We start from the raw sequence: 24,819 nt of genomic DNA on the forward strand, positions 1-24,819 counted from the left end.
TGGACTTCGATTATTCCTTTACGGGTTCGCCCTTGACGCGAACTTCCGATACGCCGCTGCGAACGACGCGAATCTTGATGCCTTCGGCAATTTCGACTTCCAGCTCGCTATCGTCGACCACCTTCGTCACCTTGCCGACGATGCCGCCGCCGGTCACGACCTGGTCACCGCGACGGATGTTCTTCAGCAGCTCGTCGCGGCGCTTCATCTGTGCACGCTGCGGGCGAATGATGAGGAAATACATAACAACAAAGATCAGCAGGAAGGGCAGAATGGACATAAGGATGTCCGCGCCGCCGGTCGACGGGGCGCCGGCTGTCTGCGCAAAAGCTTCGGTAATGAACATCGATCACTCCTTGAGTTCAAAATATGCGGCGGTTCCTCCGCGCCAAATCGGCCGGAATATAAGGGCGCGCAGCCGCAATGCAAAGCGACGGCACCCGTATCCGTTCCAGTGCCTCTGACATAATTTGGGCAAGAGGAGAACCCCCTCTCCCACCCAGTGCGGCCTTTTCCAGCGCAAACCTGCGTGCTACCCGGTTAAACCGAAGCCAAGTGACTGATTCAGCAAGCGGAGATGGACCGATGAGTGAAACAAAGATCGACGTTCTCATCAAGGAAATGCAGAAGCTTTCCGCGGCGATCGAACGCATCGCCGGCCCCGCTGCCGCTGCCAACGATTGGGACGCGGCAGAGTGCTTCGTCTGGGCGCCGGCAAGCCACCACTTGCAGCCGGTCAAAAGACCGAACCGGATCGAACTGTCGCTGATCACCGGCGTCGACCACGTGCGTGATATCCTGGTCGACAACACGTTGCGCTTTACCGAAGGTTATCCGGCAAACAACGTGCTTCTGTGGGGCGCGCGCGGCATGGGGAAATCCTCGCTGGTCAAATCGGTTCACGCACAGGTCGCACGCGATACGGGCATCGCCGTGAAGCTGGTGGAGGTTCACCGCGAGGATATCGCGACGCTACCGGCGCTGATGGAAATCCTGAAATCCGCGCCGGTGCCGGTGATCGTTTTCTGCGACGACCTTTCCTTCGACCATGACGACACGTCCTACAAGTCGCTCAAAGCCGTGCTCGACGGTGGCGTCGAGGGGCGTCCGACCAACGTATTGCTCTACGCCACGTCCAACCGGCGTCATCTTCTGCCGCGGCACATGATGGAAAACGAGCAATCGACCGCCATCAACCCATCGGAAGCAGTCGAAGAGAAAGTATCATTGTCGGATCGCTTCGGACTGTGGCTCGGCTTCCACAAATGCAGCCAGGAAGATTATCTGGCGATGATCGACGGCTATGCGGCTCACTACGGCCTTGCGGTGGACAAGGATATTCTGCACGCCGATGCGCTGGAATGGTCGACGACGCGGGGAGCAAGGTCCGGCCGCGTCGCCTGGCAGTTCATTCAGGATCTGGCCGGTCGCCTGCGCCACCGGCTGGAAGGCTAAGCCGCCTATTCCAGGAACGTGGCCGGGTTCACGGCGCTGGCGTTCTTGCGCACTTCGAAGTGGACTTGCGGCTGGCTTGCGCGGCCGGTCATACCGGATGCCGCGAGCGTCTGGCCGCGCTGCACCTTCTGGCCGCGCTGGACTTTCAGTTCGGAAGCATTGCCGTAGACGGTGACCGTGCCGTCGTCGTGACGGATGAGAACGGCGTTGCCCAGTTCCTTCAGGCTGCTGCCGGAGTAGATGACCACACCATTTTCAGCTGCCTTGATCGGCGTGCCCTCGGGCACGGAGATGTTGATGCCGTCGTTGCGGTTGCCATCGACATTGGCGCCGTAGCCGGCAACGACCGCGCCGCGTACCGGCCAGCGATACTTGCTGATACCCGTCGACTTCGGCGATTCCTCGTCAACGTCAGGGGTCTTGCTGGCGACTTCGGACACGCTCTGCTTGGCAACGGGAGGCTGGTACTCGGCGGGCTTGCTCTTGTCGAGCGCGGCGACCTGACCTTCGGCTTTCTTGGGCGGAACCGATGCCGTCTTCACCTGGTCGGTCGCTGCGCCCGGCACCTTCAACGTCTGGCCGACACGGATCGATTCTGCCGTCAGGCCGTTGGCCTGCTTGAGGGCGCCGACCGAAACACCCGTTGCCTTGGCGATACGATTGAGGGAATCACCCGGCTTGACGGTGTACGAGCCGTTGCCGCTGCCCTCGCCCGTCGAAGCGACCTTGCCTGCAGCAACATCCGTCTTGCCTGCACTCTTATCGCGGGACTGCGACTGACCGGGCAGGATTGCGACATCGCGCTGATCGGTCGGCAAGGGCGATGGCTGGCGCTTGCTGCCATCCAGATCGGTCATCGTGTTGGACGCGGCAGCCTTCGCGGCACTGCTCGCAACACCGAAGGTCGGGATCACCAGGCGCTGACCGGGCTCGACCTGTCCAGCGGTCTTCAATCCGTTGGCCTTCAGGATTTCCTTTTCAGGAACACCGAAACGCTTGGAGAGAATGGACACACTGTCGCCCTGGCGAACCATGATCGAGGGAGCATTCTGCGTCGTCCAGCCGCTCTTGCTCGCAGTATCGTTGACGGCAGCGGGCAATGCCTGACGCGTGGCCGTGGAGACCTGCTCGACCTGGCGTGCGGCTGGGAACGGTTGCGGATCAATACGCTGGCTGGAGGCCGCCGTCGGATCGGCGAGGGTCGAACGCTGCACGCTCATCGGCGTCGAGGCGGCGCGGGCGCTGGAGACCGGCGTCGACGCCGTATTGACCGGATCGTAGCCACCGTTCGCCGCGGGATAAGGCTGCCCGAGAGCCGAGTTGCGCGTATCGGCCGGAGAGACAACAGCCATCTGGCCGCTGTCGACATCGCCGCGCGGCACCGGCGTGGTATTTCTCTGAATTGAGCTGGTCGTCAGCGTGTCCGATCGCGAAAACAAGCCGTCGAAACGGCTGGCGTCGGAGCTGCACCCTGTGGCAACGCCTGCCAGCAAAACTGCTGCACACAGGCGGATCGTGGACTTTCCAACCTTGGGAGATACAAACTGACGCATGACGCTTACCCACTCCGAACGCAACTCGATGTGGGATGATTAAAGCGTATTAGAGTTACCGCACGGTTAAGGGCGACACCACCAAAGACCTAGTTTGACAGAATGCTAACCATAGACCGGTGCAAAGGCTCGCCTTAGCGGCGCTGCAAACTTAGATCAGTTCGGAATAGAGGCGTTCGATCTCGGAGACGGCACGCCGCTCGGTTGGCTCGCCCTCATAGCTAATGCTTGTCAGATCCCAGGCAAAAATCTGGCGTCCAGCCGGCGCTGCGGGAGCTTCCGACTGCGCAGTCTTGTCTTCCTCGAGAAGCACGCTCACCAGCGTCTGGAACGTCGTCTCTCCATCAAGGCCGCTTGCCTGATCGTATTCGAGCGAGCGTAGCCCGGCGACAGCCGCCTCACGCGTCCCGAAATAGCGCAGGCTATGCTGGTCCTCGGACCGCAGGCCATCATAGTACTCGATGAAGCCCTTGTAGTAGCCACTGTGATCACCGGTCTCCAGGAACTTTCCGAACGCCTGGTATTCCCGCAAGGCCAATTGCGGCGACAGGCGGTTGTTCCACTCGTCGCGCGTCAGGGCCGGTTGGCCGTCGGAGGATCTTCTGTTCTGACTGAGATAAAGCAGCGCATCGGCGGAAAGCGAAATCCGCGGCGTCGGATCGAAGAACGTGGCCTGCATCGCCTGAGCGGCATTTTCATCCTTACCGCCTGCGCCGGATTGCCCCGCCGCACGGCCGGCAAGGTTGCCCAGTCCATCGCCTGATGCCGCGGCCGTCAGCCTGTTCGCAATCTGCATGTGCCGTCTCCGTCAACCGCACGACCAGATCGCCTTTCCGAACCGCATAGAAATTCAGCGACTCGCAAGGCCAAACCTTTCGTGCAGCCGAAGGCGTATGGCGCGAAGCTTGCGCGAAACTGGAGAGATTAGGATTTTGTTAACCAATAGACGGTCGTCGGGGCGATCCGCCCGCCCTCATCACGTGGCCACGACGAGGATCTCTGCGTCGCACTTTTAAAAGAGCCGCCATGCCTACTGCATGTTTTCTTAAATCGCATTCGATTTAAGGATAAAAACATGCAGCAATTCAAAGTGCTACAGCGACCTTTGCGCGTCTAATAAGACGCGCGGCGCTGTAGTGTCCTGAGACGTCACGATCCGTGAGCACGGCTCTGACGAGCCGCGCCATGCTCCAATTCCCCCACATGAATGTGCATGGTTGGGCTCCAAGCCGTAGCGGGACAGCACAGATCACGCAAGTGGGTTGCTAACCTAGAGGTAAGACGCCAGTTGCGGAACGATCGGAAGGTAAGGCGCGTCGAACAGATCCTCACGATCGAGGCGGCTGCCGGTGCGGCTGACACGAACGATGCGACAATGCGTTTCGCTCATCATGATCGGAACGACCAGCGTTCCGCCGGACACGAGATGGTCGGAGAACATGCGCGGCAGGCTGTTGAACGCAGCGGTAATCAAGATGCGATCGAACGTGCCCTCGCCCGGTACTCCGGCACTGCCATCGGCATGGCGGACGATGACATTGCGCACACCCGACTTTTCCAGGCTTTTCTGCGCAGTGGAGACGAGTGTCTGGTAGCGGTCGATTGTCAGCACGCGCTCGGCGATGCGGCCCATCACTGCAGCGGTAAAGCCGCTGCCGGTTCCCACCTCGAGGATGCGCTGCCCGGACTTGAGGTTAAGGCAGTGCAACAGCCGGACGGCGAAGTCATAGCCTTCCATGAACGAGCCGCAGTCGAGTGGGATCGTCCGCTGCGAATGAGCGTCCGCCTGGAACTGCGGCGGCGCGAAATGGCCGCGCTGCGTCTGCTCGACCGCGTTCAGCAGGCCCTGGTTGCTGATGCCTTCGGCGCGCAGCCGCAAGACCATCGCCGCAAAGCCTTCCTGTTCCGAAACACGTCCGCTCAAGCGACGGTCCCTTCGCTCAAGGCCCGTGCCAGACGGTCCTGCACTGAATAGTCGGTCAGGTCGAGCTTGAGCGGCGTCACCGAGATCCGGTTTTCACGAAGCGCGTGGATATCGGTACCGGCGCGAAAATCACCGAAGCGCTCGCCAAAACGCAGCCAGAAGTAGGGAAAGCCGCGACCGTCGGCACGCTCGTCGATGGAAAGACCGAAGTCGAGCTTGCCTTGCGAAGTCACTTCGGTGCCGGCGACGGCATCGGCGGAGCACTTCGGGAAGTTGAGGTTGAGCAACGTACCATCAGGAAGATCAACTGCCAGCAGGCTGCGGATCAACGCAGGCGCGTGACGCTCGACCACGTCCCAGGCCACCGCCTCGCCGACGACGTGGCTGTAGGCCTGGCTCAACGCCATGGAGCGGATGCCCTGCAGCGTTCCCTCGATCGCACCGGCGACGGTGCCGGAATAGGTGACGTCGTCAGCCATGTTGGCGCCGATATTGACGCCCGATAGGACGAGATCCGGCTTGCTGTCCAGCACCTTGCGCACAGCCATGATCACGCAATCAGTCGGCGTGCCCCTGAGCGCAAAACGCTTCTCGGAGATCTGACGCAAGCGCAGCGGTTCCGACAACGTCAGCGAATGGGCAAGACCGCTCTGATCGGCCTCGGGCGCCACCACCCAGACATCCTCGGAAAGCGTCTTGGCTATCCGCTCGAGGACCGCAAGGCCTTCGGCGTGGATGCCATCGTCGTTTGTCAGCAGGATCCGCATTGCGATTTCTTTCCCGTCAGGCAGCTTTTTCGATACGTTTCTGGCCGCCCATATAGGGAAGCAATACATCCGGCACCGAAACCGAGCCGTCGGCGTTCAGGTAATTTTCGATAACGGCGATCAGGGCGCGGCCGACGGCGACGCCGGAACCGTTCAGCGAGTGAACGAACCTTGTGCCCTTGTCTTCCTTGTTGCGGTAACGCGCATTCATGCGCCGCGCCTGGAAATCGCCGCAGACCGAGCAGGACGAAATCTCGCGATATGTGTCCTGTCCCGGCAACCAGACCTCGAGATCGTAGGTCTTGCGGGCGCCAAAGCCCATGTCGCCGGTGCAAAGCGTCATCACGCGGTAGTGCAGACCCAGACGCTTCAGCACTTCTTCGGCGCAGGCAGTCATGCGCTCATGCTCGGCAACGGACGTCTCGGCATCGGTGATCGACACGAGTTCGACCTTGTTGAACTGGTGCTGGCGCAGCATGCCACGCGTGTCGCGGCCCGAAGAACCGGCCTCCGAACGAAAGGACGGGGTCAACGCGGTAAAGCGCAACGGCAGCTTTTCGCCATCGAGGATCTGCTCGCGCACGATGTTGGTCAATGGCACTTCCGCCGTCGGGATCAACCAGCGATCGTCGGTTGTGCGGAACAGGTCTTCGGCAAATTTCGGCAGTTGGCCGGTGCCGTACATCGCATCGTCACGCACCAATAGCGGCGGCTGTACTTCGGTATAGCCGTGCTCTTGGGTGTGCAGGTCGAGCATGAACTGGCCGAGCGCGCGTTCGAGCCGGGCGAGCTGGCCCTTCAGGATGGTGAAGCGGGATCCGGCAATGCGCGCGGCTCCCTCAAAATCCATCAGCCCGAGCGCCTCGCCGACTTCGAAATGCTCGCGCGGCTGGTGGTTCCAGGTGGGTTTGGCACCGATAACCCGTGTCACGACATTGCCCGCCTCGTCCGAACCAACAGGGACGTCGTCGAGCGGAATATTAGGAAGACGCGACAGGGCGTCGTTCAGTTCGGCTTCGACCTGGCGGCTCTCTTCCTCGAGCGCCGGCATTGAATTCTTCAGTTCGGCAACTTCGGCCTTGAGCTTTTCGGCGAGCTCATTGTTCTTCTGTGCCATGGCCGCGCCGATATCCTTCGACGCCGCGTTGCGGCGCGACTGCATGTCCTGCAGCGACTGAAGGATTGTGCGGCGACGTTCGTCGATGGCGATCAGCGACGCAGACGATGGTTCCGCGCCCCGCTTCGCCAGGGCGGCATCCAGCACATCGGCATTCTCACGGATCCATTTGATATCAAGCATTGTCGTTCCACGCGTTTTGCAGGTCACGGCGCGGAACCGTCGAATGCTCAGCCCTTTGCGGGGCCAACCTCTTCGGAAGTTTCTTCCTGCGACTGGGCAGCCTCACGCTTGAGCGCATCCGCTGCCCGCTGTCTCTCGACGAGTCGCGCCGTATAGATCGAAATTTCGTAGAGAAGGATGGCGGGCAGTGCAAGGCCGATCTGGGAGACTGGGTCCGGCGGTGTCAGGACGGCCGCGACAATGAAGGCAATCACGATCGCGTATTTGCGCTTCTCGGCAAGTCCCTGTGCGCTGACGAAGCCAACGCGGGCCAGAAGCGTGGTGACCACCGGCAGCTGGAACACGAGGCCGAAAGCAAAGACCAGCGACATGATCAGGCTCAGATATTCCGAGACCTTGGGCAGAAGCTGGATTGCAACATGCCCCTCGTCACCGCCCTGCTCCATCGCCAGGAAGAACCACATGACCATCGGCGTGAAGAAGAAATAGACGAGCGCGCCACCGAGCAGGAACAGGAGCGGCGAGGCAATCAGGAACGGCAGGAATGCCGCACGCTCGTTCTTGTAGAGGCCGGGGGCGACGAACTTGTAGATCTGCGACGCGATCACCGGAAAGGCGATCACGAGAGCGCCGAACATCGCCACCTTGATCTGGGTGAAAAAGAACTCCTGCGGAGCAGTGTAGATCAGCTCGACATTGCGTTGATCCATCCCGGCCCAACCGACCGCCCATTTGAACGGCAGCACCAGAAGGTTGAAGAGACCCTTGGCAAAGTAGAAGCAGACGAGAAAGGCGATGAAGAACGCGCCAACGGCCCACATCAGCCGCTTTCTGAGCTCGATCAGATGTTCGATCAGCGGCTGCGGCCGGTCCTCGATATCGCCGCTCATACGTCACCTTTCTTGCGCGTTGCCGCGCGTGTCTTTTGTGTTTTTTCTTTCGGCTGCTCTGCCTCGACCTTGGAAGGCCTCTTTGCAGCCGTCTTGGCGGGTGCAGATTTGGCGGTTGCCGCCTTCGCCGGTGAGGCCTTCTTGGGCGCGGGCGTAGCGTCTGCCTTGGCCTTCGTTACCCGTTTCGGCTTTGCCGCAGGCTCAGAAGCTTCGGCACGCTGCATTTGCCGGCTGGCAGAACCAATCGCCGCGGCCGCAATGCTGTTGGCTGGCTTTGCCTCGGCCGCGCCAACGGCAACCGGTTCCACGGAGGAAACTGGCGGCTCTGCAGCGGATACGGGCGCCTTGTCTGGTGATGCGGCCTTCTGGAGATCGGATTTGATCTCGTTGCCGATCTGGCGCAACGGGTTCATCGCGTCACGTAGCGCATTTGCCGGATTGAGGCTTTGCGCGTCGCTGATCGTTTTACGGACGTCTTCGAGATCCGCCTCACGCAACGCCTCATCGAATTGCTGGCGGAAATCCGACGCCATGCCGCGCAGCTTCGACGTCATGCGGCCAAAGGCGCGCAACATCGGCGGCAAATCCTTCGGTCCGACAACAACGATCAGTACGATGGCAATGACGACTAGCTCGGTCCAGCCGATATCAAGCATTCGATATGTCCTGCAAACCCGTGGTGCGGCCGGCCGGGAGGTAATCCCAGCCTGGCGCTATCGGTGCTCGATCGTTAGCGAACTTCGTCAGACTTGTGATCAACAGTCTTGCCGTCGAGCGGCTTGTCGGCGGAAGCGACGTCGTCGTCGTTCATGCCCTTCTTGAAACTCTTGATGCCCTTGGCAACGTCGCCCATCAGTTCCGGAATCTTGCCGCGACCGAACAACAACAGCACCACGACCAGAACGATCAGCCAGTGCCAGATACTAAAGGAACCCATGCGTTTACTCCCTCTGAGCCTTCCCCGATTTAGGCCCTATTCGCGTGTCAATTTTCAGGCGCGCCACCAGCACAGCCTCTTTTCGCCACAGACCCTAAGATGTCGGAACATCTTTTTCAAACAGCAATATATCCCGCTCGTTAACTGAAAGCATTACATCGCGCAATCCTTGCGGCAATTGGTCCGCGCGGATACGGGCGCGCACGGTTCCATCGCAGCCCGCCACAGCCAGTTCGAGCAGTTCGACAACGCCGATGAAACGGCGCGAGACGATCCGCGCCTGTATGTCGCCTTCGTCCTTGCCGACACGCAGCCCCGAAAGCCGCACGGCCACGGAAAGGCGCTGGCCATCGCGGTACTTGCTGGCATCCACGCCGCCGAGCGGCGTATCGACGCGACCGTTGCGCACCTGGGCGTCGAACACGTTGATTTCCGAAAAGAAACCGGCGGCAAACAGGTCCCGTGGCTCTCGATAAAGCTCGTCGGCGGTGCCGACCTGGACCAGGCGCCCATCCTTGAGCAGAGCGATCCGGTCGGCCATGCGCATCGCTTCCTCGGCATCATGCGTGACGACGATCGCGGTGGCACGCGTCTCTCTGAGGATGGCGAGCGTATCGGCGCGGATCGAATCCTTGAGCCGCGAGTCGAGCCCGGAGAACGGTTCGTCCATCAACAGCACAGCAGGCCGCGGCGCGAGCGCACGGGCGAGCGCCACACGCTGCTGCTCGCCACCCGAAAGCACATGGGGATAACGATCTCCGTAATGCGAAAGACCGACCCGTTCCAGGGCTGCGTCGGCCTGGATCAGCGCTTCTTTCTTCGGAAGCGCCGTCAGCCCAAAGCGAACATTGTCGCGGATCGTCATGTGCGGAAACAGCGCAAAGTCCTGGAACATCAGACCGACACCGCGCTTTTCCGGCGGCAAGAAGACCGACGGGCCAGAAATCTCCTGGCCGTTAAGCAGGAGGCGGCCGGCGCTTTGCATCTCGATGCCGGCGGCGATCCGCAGCAGCGTCGTCTTGCCGGAACCGGAGGGGCCGAGCAGGCAAAGGACCTCGCCGGCCTTGGCCGCCAGGCTGACGCCCTTGATAGTCTCCTTGGAATGGTAGTTGTGGTGGATATCCTCGAATGTCAGGCTCGCCGCGAAAGATACGCCCGCCGTCCGTCGCGTTGCCATGACGGGCCCGTCCTGCGTATCTGAAACCATGCTGCGTATTCCTTGACACCGGTGGCACCGCGGCGACCATGCCGGGTGCAGGCTCGATGGAGAAAGCCGATATCTCCAATCAGGTTTTTTAATCGGCCTCTTCGCCCTTCGGAGTCAAGAGCCCCAGTTCTTCCAGATCGAGCTGGGTGATCGGATCCTCGTTTTCCGCCAGGTCATCTTCGCCGACGGGCACGGGAATATGCAGGTTGGACGGAACGCGGCCGGAGAGAAGCCCCGCTCCCTTCAACTCCTCGATGCCAGGCAGGTCGCGCAGTTCCTCCAGGCCGAAGTGGTCGAGAAAATCGCGTGTCGTTCCGAAGGTGACCGGACGCCCGGGCGTGCGGCGGCGGCCACGGAAGCGGACCCAGCCCGCCTCCATCAGCACATCCAGCGTGCCCTTGGATGTCTGCACACCGCGAATGTCTTCAATTTCGGCGCGGGTAACCGGCTGGTGGTAGGCGATGATCGCCAGAACCTCTAGCGCGGCGCGCGACAACTTGCGAACCTCCTTCTCATCCGTCTGCACGACGAAGGACAGGTCGGCGGCCGTGCGGAACGCCCAGTGATCGGCCACCTGCACCAGATTGACGCCACGGCCTGCATAAAGCGCCTTCAATCGCGCCATGATGCGCGGGACATCGGCACCGCGCGGCAGGCGGGTGGCGATGTAAGCCTCGGAGATTGGCTGCGCGGAGGCAAACACCAGCGCTTCGGCAATTCGCTCGGTTTCCTGCTCCATGCGCGGATCGAACACAAGGCCGTCGTTCTCGCCGTCTTCGTCTGTCACGTCCGGGAGGTATTTCTGCGGCTCAGCCACGGGCTGCCTCCATATCGGCGAGCGTCGCCGCATCGATCGGGTTCGGCCCACGCCGCAGATATATCGGCGCGAACGCTTCTTCCTGGCGGATTTCCAGGCGCCCCTCACGTACCATTTCCAGCGAGGCGGCAAAGGAACTGGCGATGGCCGTCGCCCGCTCCTTCGGCGTCGTCATGTAACGCAACAGGAAGTGATCGAGCGCGGTCCAATCGTCCAGATGGCCGATCATGCGTGCCAGGATCAATCGCGCATCGGCGAGCGACCAGACGTGGCGCTTTTCGATCGTCACTTGCGTGATCGCTGTCCGTTGCCGCAAGCTCGCATACGCGGTCAGCAGATCGTAAAGCGAAGCGTCATAGTCCGACTTCCGCTCGGTGACGATATGCTCCGGCGCACCACGCACGAAAACATCGCGGCCGAGGCGGTTTCGGTTGATCAGCCGGGTGGCGGCCTCGCGCATGGCTTCGAGGCGCTTCAGCCGGAACGCCAGCGCCGATGCCATTTCCTCACCGGAGGGACCATCATCCTTCGCCTGCTGCGGGATCAGCAGCCGCGACTTGAGATAGGCAAGCCAAGCCGCCATGACGAGATAGTCGGCGGCCAGTTCGATGCGGATGCTGCGCGCCCGCTCGACAAAGGCGATGTATTGTTCGGCCAATGCCAGCACCGAGATGCGAGCAAGATCGACCCGCTGGCTGCGAGCAAGATGGAGGAGCAGATCGAGCGGGCCCTCGAAGCCGGCGATGTCGATGACCAGCGCCTCATCGTGCAATCCGCGCTCCGCAGTCTCGTCCTGCCACAAGGGATCCATCGGCGCTTTCGCCCCGGACCTGCCTTGCTTTTCACCCGCGTTGCTCACGACAGCCTGATCCTTTCCCGCCGGCCGTACCCGTCCTCAAACCGTCGCGAACAGGCTGTTGAATTCGGCACGTAGTTCCTGCTCGTTCGCATTATCAGGCTTGCGGAAGGCGGCCTCTGCGGCCCTTGCCCTGCGCAATGTCTCTCCGGCCAGAACCGGGACGACATCCGCTACAGCCTTCATCTCGTCCATTATGCCATGACAATGCAAGACGAGATCAAGTCCGGCGTCGATGATGTTGCGCGCGCGGGTGGACATGTCGCCGGCCAGCGCATTCATCGAAACGTCGTCGGACATCAACAACCCGTCGAAACCGATATGGCCGCGGATGATCTCACGCACAACCTTGGCCGAGGTCGTTGCCGGATTGTCCGGATCGATCGCCGTGAAGACCATGTGCGCCGACATCGCCATGACCTCGTCCTTCATGGCGATGAAGGGCAGGAAATCGCTCTTGGCAAGCTCGTCGAAGGTTTCGCTGACCACCGGCAGGCTGTGGTGGGAATCGACGAAAGTGCGGCCATGGCCGGGCATATGTTTCATTACCGGCAGCATGCCACCGGACTTAAGGCCTTCCGCCATCGCCCGACCGATCGCCGTGACACTCTGCGGATCGTGTCCATAGGCGCGATTGCCGATCACATCGTGACTGCCGGGAACCGGCACGTCGAGCACCGGCAGGCAATCGACGGTGATGCCGAACCGCATCAGATCGAACGCATGCAGCCGCCCCATCAACCAGGCCGCACGCAAACCGCCCTCGGCATCACGGCGGTAGATCTCGCCGATCGCCGCACCATTCGGATACTGCTGAACAAGCGGCGGCCGGATGCGCTGAACACGTCCGCCTTCCTGGTCGATCAGCACGGGTGCCGCGGGATTGCCGATACTGTCACGTAGCGCCGCGACCAGATCGGAAATCTGCTGTTCCTCGCCAATGTTGCGGCCAAAGAGGATGAAGCCCCAGGGCCGCTCGCCATCAAAGAAGCTGCGCTCTTCGCTCGAAAGAGAAAGACCCTTGCAGCCGGAGATAAATGCTTTTGATTCGCTCATGCCAAAAGCATAATGCGCGGCTTGCCCACAGCGAAGCGAGAATAGCTATCGGTGCGCGTCATGCACAGACTACTGTCACTGAAACGTGAAAGGGCGCGGCATCTCTGCCGCGCCCCTCTGGGGATAATATTGCTGCTGTGACTACTTGGTCACGAGGCAGCTGCCACCAGCGCCCTTGTAGCGCGAGCAAAGCGCATTGGCCTCTTCGCGCGAACCGGCCGGGATGCGGACACGATAGTAGGTGCCCTTACCCGCGATCTCCGCCTTGCGGATATCCACGCCGCGACCACCGATAACGCTTCCGAACTTGTTCGAAAGGCTGTTGTAGGACTTCTTCGCTTCGGCCTCGGAGGGCAGCGACGCCACCTGGATGAAGTAGGTGCCAGCCGGCACTGATGCCGTCGAAACCTGCTGGGTATCCGTTGCAGGGTTGGCGGCGGCCTGCGTTTCCGCCGGACGTGCGCTTGCGCTTTCAGGTACGGCGCCAGCCACGTTGCCAGCCTGCCCGGTCGGGCGGGTCTGAGGCAGCGGTGCCTCAACGCCAGCGGCGTTTACCGTGGCGTCGCTCGCGGCAGCAAGTGCGACCTGGTCGGCACCTGCAAGTGCCTCGCCGGCTGCGCGAAGTTCGGAACCGGCGCCCGTGGCTGTCGCCTGGCCCTCAGTGCCCGACGCCGCAACCTGACCCGAAGCCGTTGCCGGAACCGGCTGGGTGTTGCCAGCAACTTCCGTCGCCGGTTCAGCAACCGGCTCTTCGCGGGCGACGAGCGTGCCGTCCGGCTTGACGATCATCGTGCGTACTTTTCGCGGCGCGACTGCGGGAGCCTTGTCCTCTTCCTGATCAGCCGGCACGGCAGCACCGTCACCAGGCAGAAGGCGGGCAGACTCCTCGTCCGCATTCGGTGAAGCACCCAGAGCATCCGCTTCATCGCTGCCGTCATTCGGCAGGTTTTCCGGTGTCAGCGTCCGCTGGACGACGTCCATCGGTTCCTCGGTCGAGGAGACGAGTGCCTCCTGCCGAGGACCCGTGCCCTGAGCACCGGCAACGCGGTCATAGACGGCCTTGTCCTGGTTCGGCACGGTCTTCCCGCCCTTTTCCTCGGGCACGACCTTTACCGGGGACTTGTCGGCGAGAATGATCTTCGGACCCTCGCCGGACGAAACGGCATCGCTGCCACCCATCCAGGCGTAGACGCCTGCACCACCGAGAATGATGATGCCGGCGACGCTTGCAGCGAGCAGCATTGTGCGCTGCGAGCGGCGACCGGAGCCGTATTCGTTATAAACACCGGCGTCGGCCTGGCCGGACATAGGCTGAGCGCGCTCGGATTCGCGCGGCGTGTTCTGACGTTCGACCATCGAGCGACGGAAGTCTTCTTCCATTGCCTTCTCGAACTCGTCGAAATCATCCATCGGTGCTGCGCCGAGCGATGCGGCCGGCTTGGCTGCCGGCGCGGAGCGTGCAGGTTCACGAGCCTCGACGGGGCGAGCCTGCGTCTCCCTGACGGATGGTGCCGGCGTCCCGAAGAGCTGGGCCATTTCCGCGTCGATATCGAGATCGTAGTCGGCGGGATAAGCGACCGGCTTTTCTGTCTCGATGACCGGCAGTTGCGGTACATCCATATCGGCGATCGGTGCGACGCCGGTATCGGCTTCAGCGATCATCGACGGATCGAACGGCAGAACGCTTTCAACCGGCGGCTCTTCGATTTCTAAGGGCGCAGCTGCGACCGACGGTGCTACGAAGGGCTCTTCATGCTGTACCGGCTCCTGCTCGATAGCGGCGAAAACCGGCTGCTGCACTGCGGCGGCGATATCCTCAGAAGCGTCGAATTCCGGAAGCTCCATTTCCATCGCCACATCCGAGAGCTCCATTTCGAAGTTCTCGATGTCGAAGCTCGGCTCGTTCTCCGGCTCGGTAGCCGGAAGAGCGGGCTCGACGACAGCCTCTGGCGCAACCGCTGCGGCCACCGGTGCGGCGGCTACAGGTGCTGCGGCAGCAGGGATCGACGAGACGATCGGACCAGCAAAGGCGCGCTGCTGGCCGGCACCCGAGGGCGAAGCGACCGGGGTGGCGCGACTGAACGTCGGCGTGAAGGGATAGGGGCTCTTCTTGACAGGTGGCGCAGCCACGACAGCCGGCTCGGCCCGCGCATGAATCGCAGGATGAGTGTGAACTGCAGCGGCGACCAGGCCGGTCGCAGCCGGTACCGGAAACCGCTCGATATCGGCAAGAAGCTCATCGACGGCGTTATCTGTTGTCGGCTCTGCCGCAACCGCAGCGACCTGCTCGATCACTGCCGGTTCGTACGAGTAGGCATTGTCCGACGCATAGGCGTTGCTGCCCTCGGCAGCCGGAGCCGGTTCGAAAGCCGGCTCTACGGCAACCGGAGCGACCTGCTCGATCACTGTCGGTTCGTACGAATAGGCATTGTCCGACGCATAGGCGTTGCTGGCCTCGGCGGCCGGAGCCACTTCGAAGGCTGGCTCGACGGACAGCGAGGCCTGCTCTGTTGCCAGTTGATCGGCGAAATCGGAAACGTCGAACGAAATGTCCTCGACCGGCGCATGCCATTCTTCAGGTGCACCAACGTGCTGTTTGATCGGCGCAATCTCGGCCGTCGGAGAAAGATCGACGTCACCGAGCGAGAGCTCGAGTTCGCGTTCCAGATCGAAGGTCGGCTCGACCGCTTCCGAAACCACGTCGTATCCCGTTACGTCAGTGATCGAAGTGGACGTCGCCTCGGGAACCGCAACGAATTCGGCGTGGCCGCGGTCGACTTCTTCAAGAGCGGCCTCTGGCCATGTCTCTGCGAGTTCGACCGGCTGATACTCCGGTTTAATCGCCGGCGCATCTTCGATTGGCGCCGATTCGGCCACAGCAAACTCGGCTGGCGCAAATTCAAGCACCGGCTCGACCTGCTGAAGCTCTTCTGCGGGCGCAGCTACAGTTTCAACTGGATCGTTGTCCGGCTGAACATCTGCCGCGCGCGGCGCATCATAGGTATCGAACTCTCGAAGGAGCTCTTCCTCGAGATCGAACGTCGGATCTTGCCGGACGGCTTCCTGGTGGCGTTGCAATTCCTGCAACTGCTGGACAGCCGGCCGGGCATCGTAGCCGACGATCCGGGCGAGTTCGGCCAACGGATCATCGTCTGCCAATACATCGAATTCAGCCGGCCCGCTTCGTGCGAATTGTTTGTCTGCCATGCTCTCCACTCACAATTGCCTGCATTCACTTGCCAGTGCATTGTGGGAAAATGGTGACAATACTTATCGCATTTCTTCCGGTGCAGAGGTGCCTGTAATGGACAGGCCCGACTTCAGTACGGAAGCGACAGCATGCACCAGCCCGAGTCTGGCAGTACTTAATTCTCTATTTTTATCGTTAACAAAACGTAATTCCGGATTCTCTTTACCTTTGTTCCAGTGTCCATGGAAGGCAGCGGCAAGATCGTAAAGGTAAAACGCGATGCGATGCGGCTCTTGCGCCAGTGCCGCAGCCTCCACGACGCGCGGATATTCTGCGAGCTTGGCGACCAGCTGCAGCTCCGCCGGATCGACGATCAGGCCATTGATTGCGCCGGCAAAATCGACGGTGGACAGGTCGAGTTCGGGGAAAGCGTCCGCAGCCTGACGGAAGACAGACCGGCAACGCGCATGTGCGTACTGCACGTAGAAGACCGGGTTGTCCTTGGACTGCTCTGTCACCTTCGCAAAATCGAAATCCAACGGCTCGGAGTTCTTCCGGTAGATCATCATGAACCGGACCGGATCGCGTCCGACTTCATCAACGACGTCGCGCAACGTCACGAAGTCACCGGAACGCTTGGACATCTTGACCGGCTCACCCTCGCGATAGAGCTTGACCAACTGGCAAAGCAGTACAGTCAGCTTCGACGCACCGCCAGACACCGCGCGTGCCAGCGCCTCAAGCCGCTTGACGTAACCACCGTGGTCGGCGCCGAGCACATAGATCATTTCGTCGAAGCCGCGGTCAAACTTGTCCTTGAAGTAAGCAACGTCGGCAGCGAAGTAGGTATAACTGCCATCCGACTTGATCAAAGGCCGGTCGATATCGTCGCCGACCTCGGTCGAGCGGAACAGCGTTTGCTCCCGGTCTTCCCAGTCCTCCGGCAGCTGGCCCTTCGGCGGTGGCAGCGTGCCCTTGTAGACGTGGCCCTTGAAGGTCAGGTCGTTGATCGCGGTGCGGATCTTGGCAGCGCCATTGGCATGCAGGGTCCGCTCCGAGAAGAAGACATCATGGGTGACGTTCAGGGCGGCAAGATCCTCGCGGATCATGACCATCATCGCATCAATAGTGCGCTCCTTGACCAGCGGCATCCACTTGTCCTCGGGCATCAGCCGCAGGCTCGTGCCGAATTCGTCGGCCAGCGCCTCGCCGACGGGTACGAGATAATCGCCGGGATAGAGGCCCGACGGGATCTCGCCGATCTCCTCGCCAAGCGCCTGCCGGTAGCGAAGGAAGGCCGAACGCGCCAACACATCGATCTGCGAGCCGGCGTCGTTGATGTAATATTCCTTGGTCACCTCGTAGCCGGCAAAGGCTAGCAGGTTCGCAAGCGCGTCGCCGACGACGGCACCGCGGCAATGGCCGACATGCATTGGCCCGGTCGGATTGGCCGACACGTATTCGACGTTGACCTTGCGGCCGGCACCGGTCGTGCTGCGGCCGTAGTCCGCACCGGTGCGAACCATCGCGGTCAACAGCTTCTGCCAGTAGGAGACGGAAAGCCGCACGTTGATGAAGCCTGGACCGGCAACGGAAACATCGGTGACCTCAGGGTCCTGCTTGAGCTTCTCGACGATCAGATCGGCAAGCGCGCGCGGATTCATGCCCAGCGGTTTGGCAAGCACCATCGCGGCATTGGTCGCGACATCGCCATGGCTGGGGTCGCGCGGCGGCTCGACATTGATACGGGCGAAGTCAAGTTCGGATCGCTTTTCTCGAACGACATCAAGCGTTTCGAGAATATCCTTAATTCTTGATTCGAAGTCCGTGAAGAGATTCATCTGATCCGTCCGCTTTTCCCGACAGAATATGGTCGGTGCAAAACTCAAAAGGAGGCCCGGTTCGGTTGAACCAAAAGCCTCCGGGCGGGGCGTCCCTACCGCAAATCGGGCGTATGGTCAAACAAACGGCGGTGGACACTGATGGCGAAGGTATCCGTCATTCCGGCCAGATAGTCGCCGACATGACGCGCCCGCGCCGGCTCGGCCATACCAGGGATCTGGTCGATCCAATAATGTTCGCGCATCAGCAAAGGGTCGGCCATGAAGGCGCGATAGAGATCGCAAACGATCGACGCAGCTCCTTCGCGCACCCGCATCACCTCGGGATGGCGATAGATCCGCGTCATCAGCAGTCTCTTGATCTGTTTGTCGGTCTCGCCCATCTCGTCCGAGAATGTCGCTATGACCCTACCAGCCTGCCTGACATCCATGGCACTTTCGGGCCTGATATCCCGGAGGCGCGTCTGCGCGACCGCAATCACGTCCTCGACCATCGCCGTGATCTGGCGGCGCATAATCTCATGGGTGAAGCGGCTCGCTTCAAGGCCGGGATAACGATCGCTGACCTCGCGCATCAGGCGGGCGAGAAACGGCACGTCCTCCAGCATCTCGAAGGTCAGGTAGCCGGACCTCAGACCGTCATCGATATCATGGGTGTTGTAGGCGATATCATCGGCGATCGCCGCCACCTGTGCTTCGAGGCTCGCAAAGCTTGCAAGCTCAAGGTCGTGAATAGCGCAATAGTCCAGGATCGGCTGCGGCACCGGGCCGTGGGTGCCCTGCCCGTCAAGGCTCAGAAGCGGCCCATTGTGTTTTACCAGCCCCTCCAGGCTTTCCCAGGTGAGGTTCAGGCCGTCAAACTCGGCGTAGCGCCGCTCGAGTTTGGTGACGATACGCAACGATTGGGCGTTGTGATCGAAGCCGCCATAGGGCTTGAGCATCTCATGCAGCGCATCCTCGCCCGTATGCCCGAACGGCGTGTGGCCGAAATCATGGACGAGCGCCACGCCTTCGGCGAGGTCCTCGTCCAGCTTCAGCGCTCGCGCCAGCGCGCGTGCAATCTGCGCCACCTCGATCGTGTGGGTCAGGCGGGTGCGATAGTGGTCGCCGTCGGCGGCGATGAAGACCTGCGTCTTGTGTTTTAGCCGGCGAAAGGCGGTCGTATGCACGATGCGGTCGCGGTCACGTTGAAAATCGGACCGCGTCGGGCTTGTCGCTTCCGGGTAGAGCCTGCCGCGCGTCGCCCAGGGATTCGACGCGAATGGCGCATGTTCACCGTAACCGAAGCCGAGCGCATTTTTGTCGAACGTCATTTCACACCTGCGTGGTCGCCCCATTGACGGGACATTCAAGCCTTCATACCTATAGTGAAAGCTACGGGAAAGCGTCGACCAAACATCGACCGATTCCGGAAGTCAAAGCAACGGTTTGGCGCTCGACATTAAAAGACATGTCGAAACCGGCCAAGTGCCGAATATGCAATGAAAACGAATCTCTCCGGTTCTTGACCCCGGCAGGAGGCAAATATGACACAGGAAACAGTGACCCTTTCCGACGCGGCCGCCAAGCGGATCGCCACCATTCTGCATTCGGACGGCCATAAGAATGCCATGCGGGTTTCCGTCGAGGGCGGTGGCTGCTCGGGCTTCTCGTACAAATTTGATCTGGTCGACGATGCGAACGACGACGACCTCGTGCTTGAAAAGGACGATGCCAAGGTCCTGATCGACAGCTTGTCGCTCGTCTATATGGGTGGCTCGGAGATCGACTTCATCGACAACCTGCTCGGCCAGTCCTTTCAGATAAAGAATCCGAATGCTGTCGCAAGCTGCGGATGCGGAACGAGTTTTTCCATCTGACCCAAGCGGGCGCATTCCCGTGCGCCGCTCATTGCTACAGATATGGCGATCCCAGCCAGAGCAGGCGGTTTGCCAAGCGCGCAGCTAAAGGCTGGGCATTCAAATCCTTTAGCGTCACCTCTTCCGCAGACTCCGCGATTGCGGCGATGCGGCTGCTGACATCGCGTGCGAAGCCGTCATCGAGCACTTCGAGATCGAATTCGAAGTTGAGGCGTAGCGACCGCGGATCGAGGTTCGTCGAGCCGACATAGGCCCAAGTCTCATCAACGGCGAGCAGCTTGGAGTGATTGAAGGCACCCTTTGCGCGCCAGACGCGGCAATGCCCCTTCAACACCTGATCGAACTGCGCTGTCATGGCGCGGTCGACCAGCAGCAGATTGTTGACCGCGGGCACGACAATATCCACCTCTACGCCACGGCGGGCGGCCGTCACAAGCGCGCTGATCAACTCCCGGTCAGGAAGAAAATAGGGCGACATCAGTCGAATGTTCTTTCGCGCCACCGAGAACGCACCCATCAGCATCTTGTGATTGGTTTCATTCGTTTTGTCGGGCCCCGACGGTACAGCGCGCATCAGAATGCCGGGCGCCTTTGCCGCCGGCGAGGTCGGCTCGATTTTCCACGTGTCACTTGCCAGAAGTTCACCCGTCGAAAACTGCCAATCCTCGGCAGAAACCTGGAAGATGTCGGCAACGACAGGCCCGGTGATGCGGAAATGGGTGTCATAGGCCGCTTCGGGACCGGCGATTTCGGTGGTGAAGCCGGCGCGGATGTTCATGCCGCCGGCAAAGGCGACCTTGCCATCGACGACCAGGATCTTCCGGTGCGTGCGCAGATTGGCATAGGGCAATCTGAGCCCCATGATGATGTTGCCGTTGAAGACGGCCGTGGGCACGCTCGCAGCCTTGAGATAACCGACGATGCTCGGTACGGAGTAGCGTGCGCCCACCGCATCGATCAGCACCCGTACCTCGACCCCTCGCCCACGCGCCGCTATCAATGCATCGGCGAAGCGCAAGCCGAGCGCGTCTCGATCGAAGATGTAACTTTCAAGCAGGATGCTGCGGCGCGCGTGGGTGATCTCATGCAGCATGGCGGTATAGGCCGCATCCCCGCCCTCGAGCATGCTTATGCGGTTGCCTGTGGACATCGCATGCCGCGACACCCGGTCACCGAGGATTTTCATTGCCGAGAATCGTTGGCCGAAACGCGTGCCAATCTCGGCATCGGATACATCGAAGCGCCCGAACTGATCGGGGCCGCGGCCGCGCAGCAACGAGCGTTGCATGCCGATGGACGAGCGGCGGATGCGGTTAATGCCGGCAACACCATAGACGACCGCCCCAACAATCGGTGACAGCAGCACGACGCCGACCCAACCGGCTGCCGCCCGAACATCGTCCTTGGTCATGGCGGCATGGATGGCCGCCGGCACGCCCAAGACGAAAGACAGGAAAACGAGGAAATGCGGCCAATAGTTCTGGATGAGGTCGATCATGTGGGGGACTATAGCCTTCGGCGGGTGGGAATCAATTCAACGGCATGCCCGCATACGGCAAGTGCGTGAAAAGCGCTGCCCGTTATTGATGTACGGGGCCTTTCTCCGCGAAAAGACCGCAGGTATCGGATTTGTCAAACGAATCCCGAGTCGTTACAAGAAGCCGTCCGGAAGGATTCACTGACATAGAAGGGCGTTTCGAGCCATGAAGATTGCCACCTGGAACATCAATGGCGTCAAGGCGCGAATCGACGGCCTGCTGGCGTGGTTGAAAGAATCGAACCCGGACATCGTCTGCCTGCAGGAGATCAAGTCGGTCGATGAAAACTTCCCGCGCCTTGAGATCGAAGCGCTCGGCTATCACGTCGAAACGCACGGCCAGAAAGGCTTCAACGGCGTTGCGCTGCTTTCCAAGCTGAAACCTGACGAAGTCAACCGCAGTCTGCCGGGCGACGACGCGGACGAGCAGGCTCGATTTATCGAAGGCGTCTTCTCCGTCTCCGGCGGCGTCATCCGCGTCTGCTCGCTCTACCTGCCAAATGGCAACCCGGTCGATAGCGAGAAGTACCCTTACAAACTGCGCTGGATGGAGCGCCTTTCCGCCTACGCGCAACGTCGGCTGGAACTGGAAGAGCCGCTCATTCTTGCCGGCGACTACAATGTCATCCCCGAGGAACACGACTGCTGGGACGTCAAGGTCTGGCAGAACGATGCGCTGTTCCTGCCTGAGACACGCCAGGCTTTTCGCCAGTTGCGGAATCTCGGCCTGACTGACGCAGTGCGCTCGACCACGGATGACGTTCCGCTCTACTCATTCTGGGACTATCAGGCCGGATGCTGGCCGAAGAATTTCGGGATACGGATCGATCACCTGATGCTATCGCCGGAAGCGGCGGACAGGCTGGTCTCGACGTCGATCGAGAAGCACGTGCGGGCCTGGGAAAAACCATCCGACCACGTACCGGTCGCGGGCTATTTCGCGTTCGAACGTCCGCTTTGAAGCGGAGGTGACGCCAAGGGCAGCGCCTAGTCGTCGTCGCCCTGCGTGTGCATGTTCTGCGACAGGTTGATCGCCTTACGGCGATCATCTTCGGTTGCCAGAGAAAATGCCTGTTCCTGCATCGACTGCAGCCATGGCCGATCCTTCGGCGAACATTGATCGAGTGCCGCGGTCATGTAGGCGAGACCGCGGATGGTCTGACCTTCCTGGAAAATGACATTGCCGAAAACGCCCATGGCGCCGGCATGACCGTTCTTGCGTGCGCGGTTCAGCCACTTCTTGGCCTGCTGGACGTTGACGTTGCCGCCCTCGCCCGAAAGCAACATGCGCGCCAACTGGAACTGCGCCTCCGATACGCCGAAGGTCGATGCAGCCTGAAAGTAAAGCTGACGTGCCTGCGACATGTCGGACTTGATGGGGCTGTCCGGAATACCGCGACGATAGTAGCCGGCAAGCGAGATCAGCGCGTTGACAAAGTAGCCCGTATCCTCGGAGCCAGGTTCGACACCCTGCTGGGCAATCTCGCTGTAAATCTTGAAGGCTTCGAGGTCGTTTTCGGCGACGCCGTCGCCGTAGGCATACATATTGGCAAGCGCCCAGCGGGAGCCGGTATGCCCCTTTTCGGCGGCATAGCGGTAGGCTTCGACCGCTTCGTCCTTGCGGCCGTTCTTGTAGGCGGAGAAGCCGAATTTGAACAGGGCAAACGGACCGGATTCCTTGCTGACACCGGTGCCCGGATCAAAGGCACGTGCCGGACCAGCCGTAGCGCCGCCGACCACCAGCGACACGCCGAGCATCGCAACCTTCAGAGACTTCAGTTCACCCGCAAGCATCACAGTCTAATTCTTCCGTTCCAGCCGGCCACGCCGAACTCATCACCGCTGCAAACACAAACGCCTGAATGACTCTTTGCCATTCACTTGTTCACCGAAACCGCCGAAAACACCGGCTCACTCAGTCCAGAATGAAACTCCATTGTGTGTAGCCTTACCGAACCATTTCCGCGGAAGTGCGGCAGTTCGTTCAAGACGACACATGACGTCATTTCGTTACAAACATTGCGGGCCCGATCCTCAAGTCGCACGTTTGTCCTTAACATCGCTGCTCCCTGTTTGTGGCGGGAAATGGACATACTGACCTTGAGTCCGACCCTAGCAAACTCTAGCATTAAATGTGTTGCTGAATCGTCACATTGGCGTCGAGCGGAACAGTCACCAACAGATGTCGCTCAAGGCAAAAAGAAAGGCCCGGTGATGAAACCGGGCCTTGCGCGTCCTGATCAATGGAGGATCAGAATTTTACTTTGATCGCTGTCGAAATCGCACCGAAGAAGTCGTTGCCATAGTCGTAGGAAACATCGTCTCCGATGACCTGGCCGTCGAAGTTGACGGCGCCAGAACTGCCGCTCGTCAGGATACCGACAGCACCTGCAAGGCGGAACTCAACATTCTTCGTGGGCGAATAGGCAACACCGGTGCCCAGCGCCCAAGTGTCGGACTGTGTGCCATAGCCATGGCTCGTGCCACGATCCCACGTTAGGCTGACGGCACCGCTCCACTGTTCATTGAACTTGTGACCAACGCCGCCAGAGATCGTCCAGCCGTCGCGATAGAGCAGGTCGAGCGAGGTGCAAGGCTGCTCCAGGGTACCGCCGGAAGGCGGGCAGAACTTGAGAACCTGAAGCTGGCTCCAGTCCGTCCACTTGACCGAACCGAACGCGACCCAGCCAGGTGCAATACCGGATTGAACTTTGAGCTCGAGCGAGTCCGGCATGGAGGCGAACCCGGCCACATCGTAGAAGTTGACCGGCGCCGGTCCGCGCACATTGCGCAGATCGATCGTACCCGCCAGATTATCCAGATCAACGGCACTGTTATAGACCAAGCTTGCGCGTACCGCGTACTCCGGTATTTCGTAGCCGACGCCGGCGCGCCAACCCCAACCGTCACCTTGGAGATCCAGCCTGCCGATGCCGGATTGCAACCCGCCGAATGCCGGCGGCACACCCGTGAAATCCTGTACCAATCTCTCCTTGAAGCCGCCGACCTCTTGGTAAAAGACGCCGCCGATGACGCGGAACTGGCCCTGCCCCATGTCAAACTTGTATGAGCAAGTCGCGGCGTAGTTGTCGCTCTCGACCTTCGTCTCAATGTTGTTGTTGGCGCCGGCCCAATTTACGCCCGGATTTGTATGAGCTCCCCATGGCTGCGAATAGTCAGCCATGCAGTCGACGTCCTCTCCGAAGCGGGCCTTGATGCCCACACGCGGCACCCAATAGCTCTCCGTGTCTTCGACAGAATTGGGACGGGAGTTCAGATTGCCACCGCCAGTACCGGGTCCGGTTCCGTTGAATGGGAAGGCTGCAGACGTCGTATTCGTATCCCTGACGTTCTTCAGTTCGCGCTGCGGGTTGACATAGGTTGTCGTCGCTTCCGCTGCATAGTCCGACGGGTCGAACAGCAGGTCGATATTGTAACCGCCGCGTTCAAGACCGCCAGCGTGCGCCGCCGATGCAACCAGAATTCCGGCCGCCAACGCAAAGACGCCCCGCTTCAAATTCTCATGAGCCATTAAGCTCCTCCCCCTGCATTTCAATCTGCGACAATCCACCTCACGTCGCCTGTGCGAAAAGTATTCTCACGATCGTGTGAAATCGCAAATGCCGCTTT

Annotated in this window: 22 protein-coding genes; 3 read left to right on the plus strand and 19 right to left on the minus strand. The window is 60.7% G+C overall.

Features of this window, described 5'->3' with window-relative positions:
• Nucleotides 1–10: 10 nt before the first annotated feature.
• A complete protein-coding gene (yajC, locus tag ASD03_RS13690; RefSeq protein WP_025426863.1) occupies nucleotides 11–346 on the minus strand; it encodes a preprotein translocase subunit YajC in 336 nt (111 codons plus the stop codon).
• 239 nt (nucleotides 347–585) lie between these two features.
• Here yajC and ASD03_RS13695 point away from each other — a divergent pair, with 239 nt between their 5' ends.
• Entirely contained in the window at nucleotides 586–1,455 is an 870-nt protein-coding gene (locus ASD03_RS13695) for an ATP-binding protein (protein ID WP_025426862.1), read from the plus strand.
• A 5-nt stretch (nucleotides 1,456–1,460) separates the two neighbouring features.
• Here the strand turns inward: ASD03_RS13695 and ASD03_RS13700 are convergent, their stop codons facing one another.
• The 15 genes from ASD03_RS13700 to ASD03_RS13770 all read right to left on the minus strand — a co-directional run bounded on the left by ASD03_RS13700 (nucleotide 1,461) and on the right by ASD03_RS13770 (nucleotide 19,106).
• On the minus strand, nucleotides 1,461–3,008 hold the full coding sequence (locus ASD03_RS13700; protein WP_025426861.1) for a peptidoglycan DD-metalloendopeptidase family protein: 1,548 nt from the start codon (nucleotides 3,006–3,008) through the stop codon (nucleotides 1,461–1,463).
• Between the two features lie 151 nt (nucleotides 3,009–3,159).
• Nucleotides 3,160–3,804 carry a hypothetical protein gene (locus ASD03_RS13705; protein WP_025426860.1) on the minus strand — a complete coding sequence of 215 codons (645 nt, stop codon included), beginning with the start codon at nucleotides 3,802–3,804 and terminating at the stop codon, nucleotides 3,160–3,162.
• 474 nt (nucleotides 3,805–4,278) lie between these two features.
• On the minus strand, nucleotides 4,279–4,932 hold the full coding sequence (locus ASD03_RS13710) for a protein-L-isoaspartate(D-aspartate) O-methyltransferase (RefSeq protein ID WP_057214183.1): 654 nt from the start codon (nucleotides 4,930–4,932) through the stop codon (nucleotides 4,279–4,281).
• Nucleotides 4,929–5,699, minus strand: a complete 771-nt coding sequence (gene surE / locus ASD03_RS13715) for a 5'/3'-nucleotidase SurE (RefSeq protein ID WP_057205034.1) — start codon at nucleotides 5,697–5,699, stop codon at nucleotides 4,929–4,931. Before surE ends, ASD03_RS13710 begins: the two co-directional genes overlap by 4 nt.
• 16 nt (nucleotides 5,700–5,715) lie before the next feature.
• Entirely contained in the window at nucleotides 5,716–6,999 is a 1,284-nt protein-coding gene (gene serS / locus ASD03_RS13720; RefSeq protein WP_025426857.1) for a serine--tRNA ligase, read from the minus strand.
• Nucleotides 7,000–7,046: 47 nt separating this feature from the next.
• Nucleotides 7,047–7,889, minus strand: coding sequence for a twin-arginine translocase subunit TatC (gene tatC, locus ASD03_RS13725; protein WP_025426856.1), 843 nt, complete (start codon nucleotides 7,887–7,889; stop codon nucleotides 7,047–7,049).
• Nucleotides 7,886–8,545 carry a Sec-independent protein translocase protein TatB gene (gene tatB / locus ASD03_RS13730; RefSeq protein ID WP_025426855.1) on the minus strand — a complete coding sequence of 220 codons (660 nt, stop codon included), beginning with the start codon at nucleotides 8,543–8,545 and terminating at the stop codon, nucleotides 7,886–7,888. Before tatB ends, tatC begins: the two co-directional genes overlap by 4 nt.
• Nucleotides 8,546–8,619: 74 nt before the next feature.
• Entirely contained in the window at nucleotides 8,620–8,826 is a 207-nt protein-coding gene (locus ASD03_RS13735) for a twin-arginine translocase TatA/TatE family subunit (protein ID WP_025426854.1), read from the minus strand.
• Between the two features lie 94 nt (nucleotides 8,827–8,920).
• The gene (locus ASD03_RS13740; RefSeq protein ID WP_025426853.1) at nucleotides 8,921–10,033 is read right to left on the minus strand and encodes an ABC transporter ATP-binding protein; all 1,113 of its coding nucleotides are present in this window, start codon (nucleotides 10,031–10,033) and stop codon (nucleotides 8,921–8,923) included.
• A gap of 88 nt (nucleotides 10,034–10,121) precedes the next feature.
• On the minus strand, nucleotides 10,122–10,850 hold the full coding sequence (gene scpB / locus ASD03_RS13745; RefSeq protein ID WP_025426852.1) for an SMC-Scp complex subunit ScpB: 729 nt from the start codon (nucleotides 10,848–10,850) through the stop codon (nucleotides 10,122–10,124).
• A complete protein-coding gene (locus ASD03_RS13750) occupies nucleotides 10,843–11,661 on the minus strand; it encodes a ScpA family protein (protein WP_057214186.1) in 819 nt (272 codons plus the stop codon). The genes scpB and ASD03_RS13750 overlap by 8 nt, the downstream gene beginning before the upstream one ends.
• Nucleotides 11,662–11,745: 84 nt before the next feature.
• Nucleotides 11,746–12,762, minus strand: a complete 1,017-nt coding sequence (gene nagZ, locus ASD03_RS13755) for a beta-N-acetylhexosaminidase (protein ID WP_025426850.1) — start codon at nucleotides 12,760–12,762, stop codon at nucleotides 11,746–11,748.
• Nucleotides 12,763–12,903: 141 nt separating this feature from the next.
• Nucleotides 12,904–15,969 (minus strand): SPOR domain-containing protein, encoded by a 3,066-nt coding sequence (locus tag ASD03_RS13760; protein WP_057214190.1) that lies wholly within the window; start codon nucleotides 15,967–15,969, stop codon nucleotides 12,904–12,906.
• 63 nt (nucleotides 15,970–16,032) lie between these two features.
• Nucleotides 16,033–17,793, minus strand: coding sequence for an arginine--tRNA ligase (argS, locus tag ASD03_RS13765; RefSeq protein WP_057205041.1), 1,761 nt, complete (start codon nucleotides 17,791–17,793; stop codon nucleotides 16,033–16,035).
• Nucleotides 17,794–17,888: 95 nt separating this feature from the next.
• A complete protein-coding gene (locus ASD03_RS13770; protein WP_057205045.1) occupies nucleotides 17,889–19,106 on the minus strand; it encodes a deoxyguanosinetriphosphate triphosphohydrolase in 1,218 nt (405 codons plus the stop codon).
• A gap of 213 nt (nucleotides 19,107–19,319) precedes the next feature.
• On the opposite strand from ASD03_RS13770, the gene erpA reads away from it, so the two are divergent.
• Entirely contained in the window at nucleotides 19,320–19,652 is a 333-nt protein-coding gene (gene erpA, locus ASD03_RS13775) for an iron-sulfur cluster insertion protein ErpA (RefSeq protein WP_025426846.1), read from the plus strand.
• Between the two features lie 34 nt (nucleotides 19,653–19,686).
• Here the strand turns inward: erpA and ASD03_RS13780 are convergent, their stop codons facing one another.
• The gene (locus ASD03_RS13780) at nucleotides 19,687–21,150 is read right to left on the minus strand and encodes a phosphatidylserine/phosphatidylglycerophosphate/cardiolipin synthase family protein (protein WP_025426845.1); all 1,464 of its coding nucleotides are present in this window, start codon (nucleotides 21,148–21,150) and stop codon (nucleotides 19,687–19,689) included.
• Between the two features lie 205 nt (nucleotides 21,151–21,355).
• On the opposite strand from ASD03_RS13780, the gene xth reads away from it, so the two are divergent.
• Nucleotides 21,356–22,150, plus strand: a complete 795-nt coding sequence (gene xth / locus ASD03_RS13785; RefSeq protein WP_057214193.1) for an exodeoxyribonuclease III — start codon at nucleotides 21,356–21,358, stop codon at nucleotides 22,148–22,150.
• A 26-nt stretch (nucleotides 22,151–22,176) separates the two neighbouring features.
• Here xth and exoR read toward each other — a convergent pair whose 3' ends face one another.
• Together exoR and ASD03_RS13795 are read right to left on the minus strand one after the other, a co-directional pair.
• Nucleotides 22,177–22,983 (minus strand): exopolysaccharide production regulator ExoR, encoded by an 807-nt coding sequence (gene exoR, locus ASD03_RS13790; protein WP_025426843.1) that lies wholly within the window; start codon nucleotides 22,981–22,983, stop codon nucleotides 22,177–22,179.
• 457 nt (nucleotides 22,984–23,440) lie between these two features.
• The gene (locus ASD03_RS13795; RefSeq protein WP_025426842.1) at nucleotides 23,441–24,721 is read right to left on the minus strand and encodes an OmpP1/FadL family transporter; all 1,281 of its coding nucleotides are present in this window, start codon (nucleotides 24,719–24,721) and stop codon (nucleotides 23,441–23,443) included.
• Between the last annotated feature and the right edge of the window lie 98 nt (nucleotides 24,722–24,819).

The organism is Ensifer sp. Root127, assembly GCF_001425225.1.
Classification (GTDB): domain Bacteria; phylum Pseudomonadota; class Alphaproteobacteria; order Rhizobiales; family Rhizobiaceae; genus Ensifer; species Ensifer canadensis.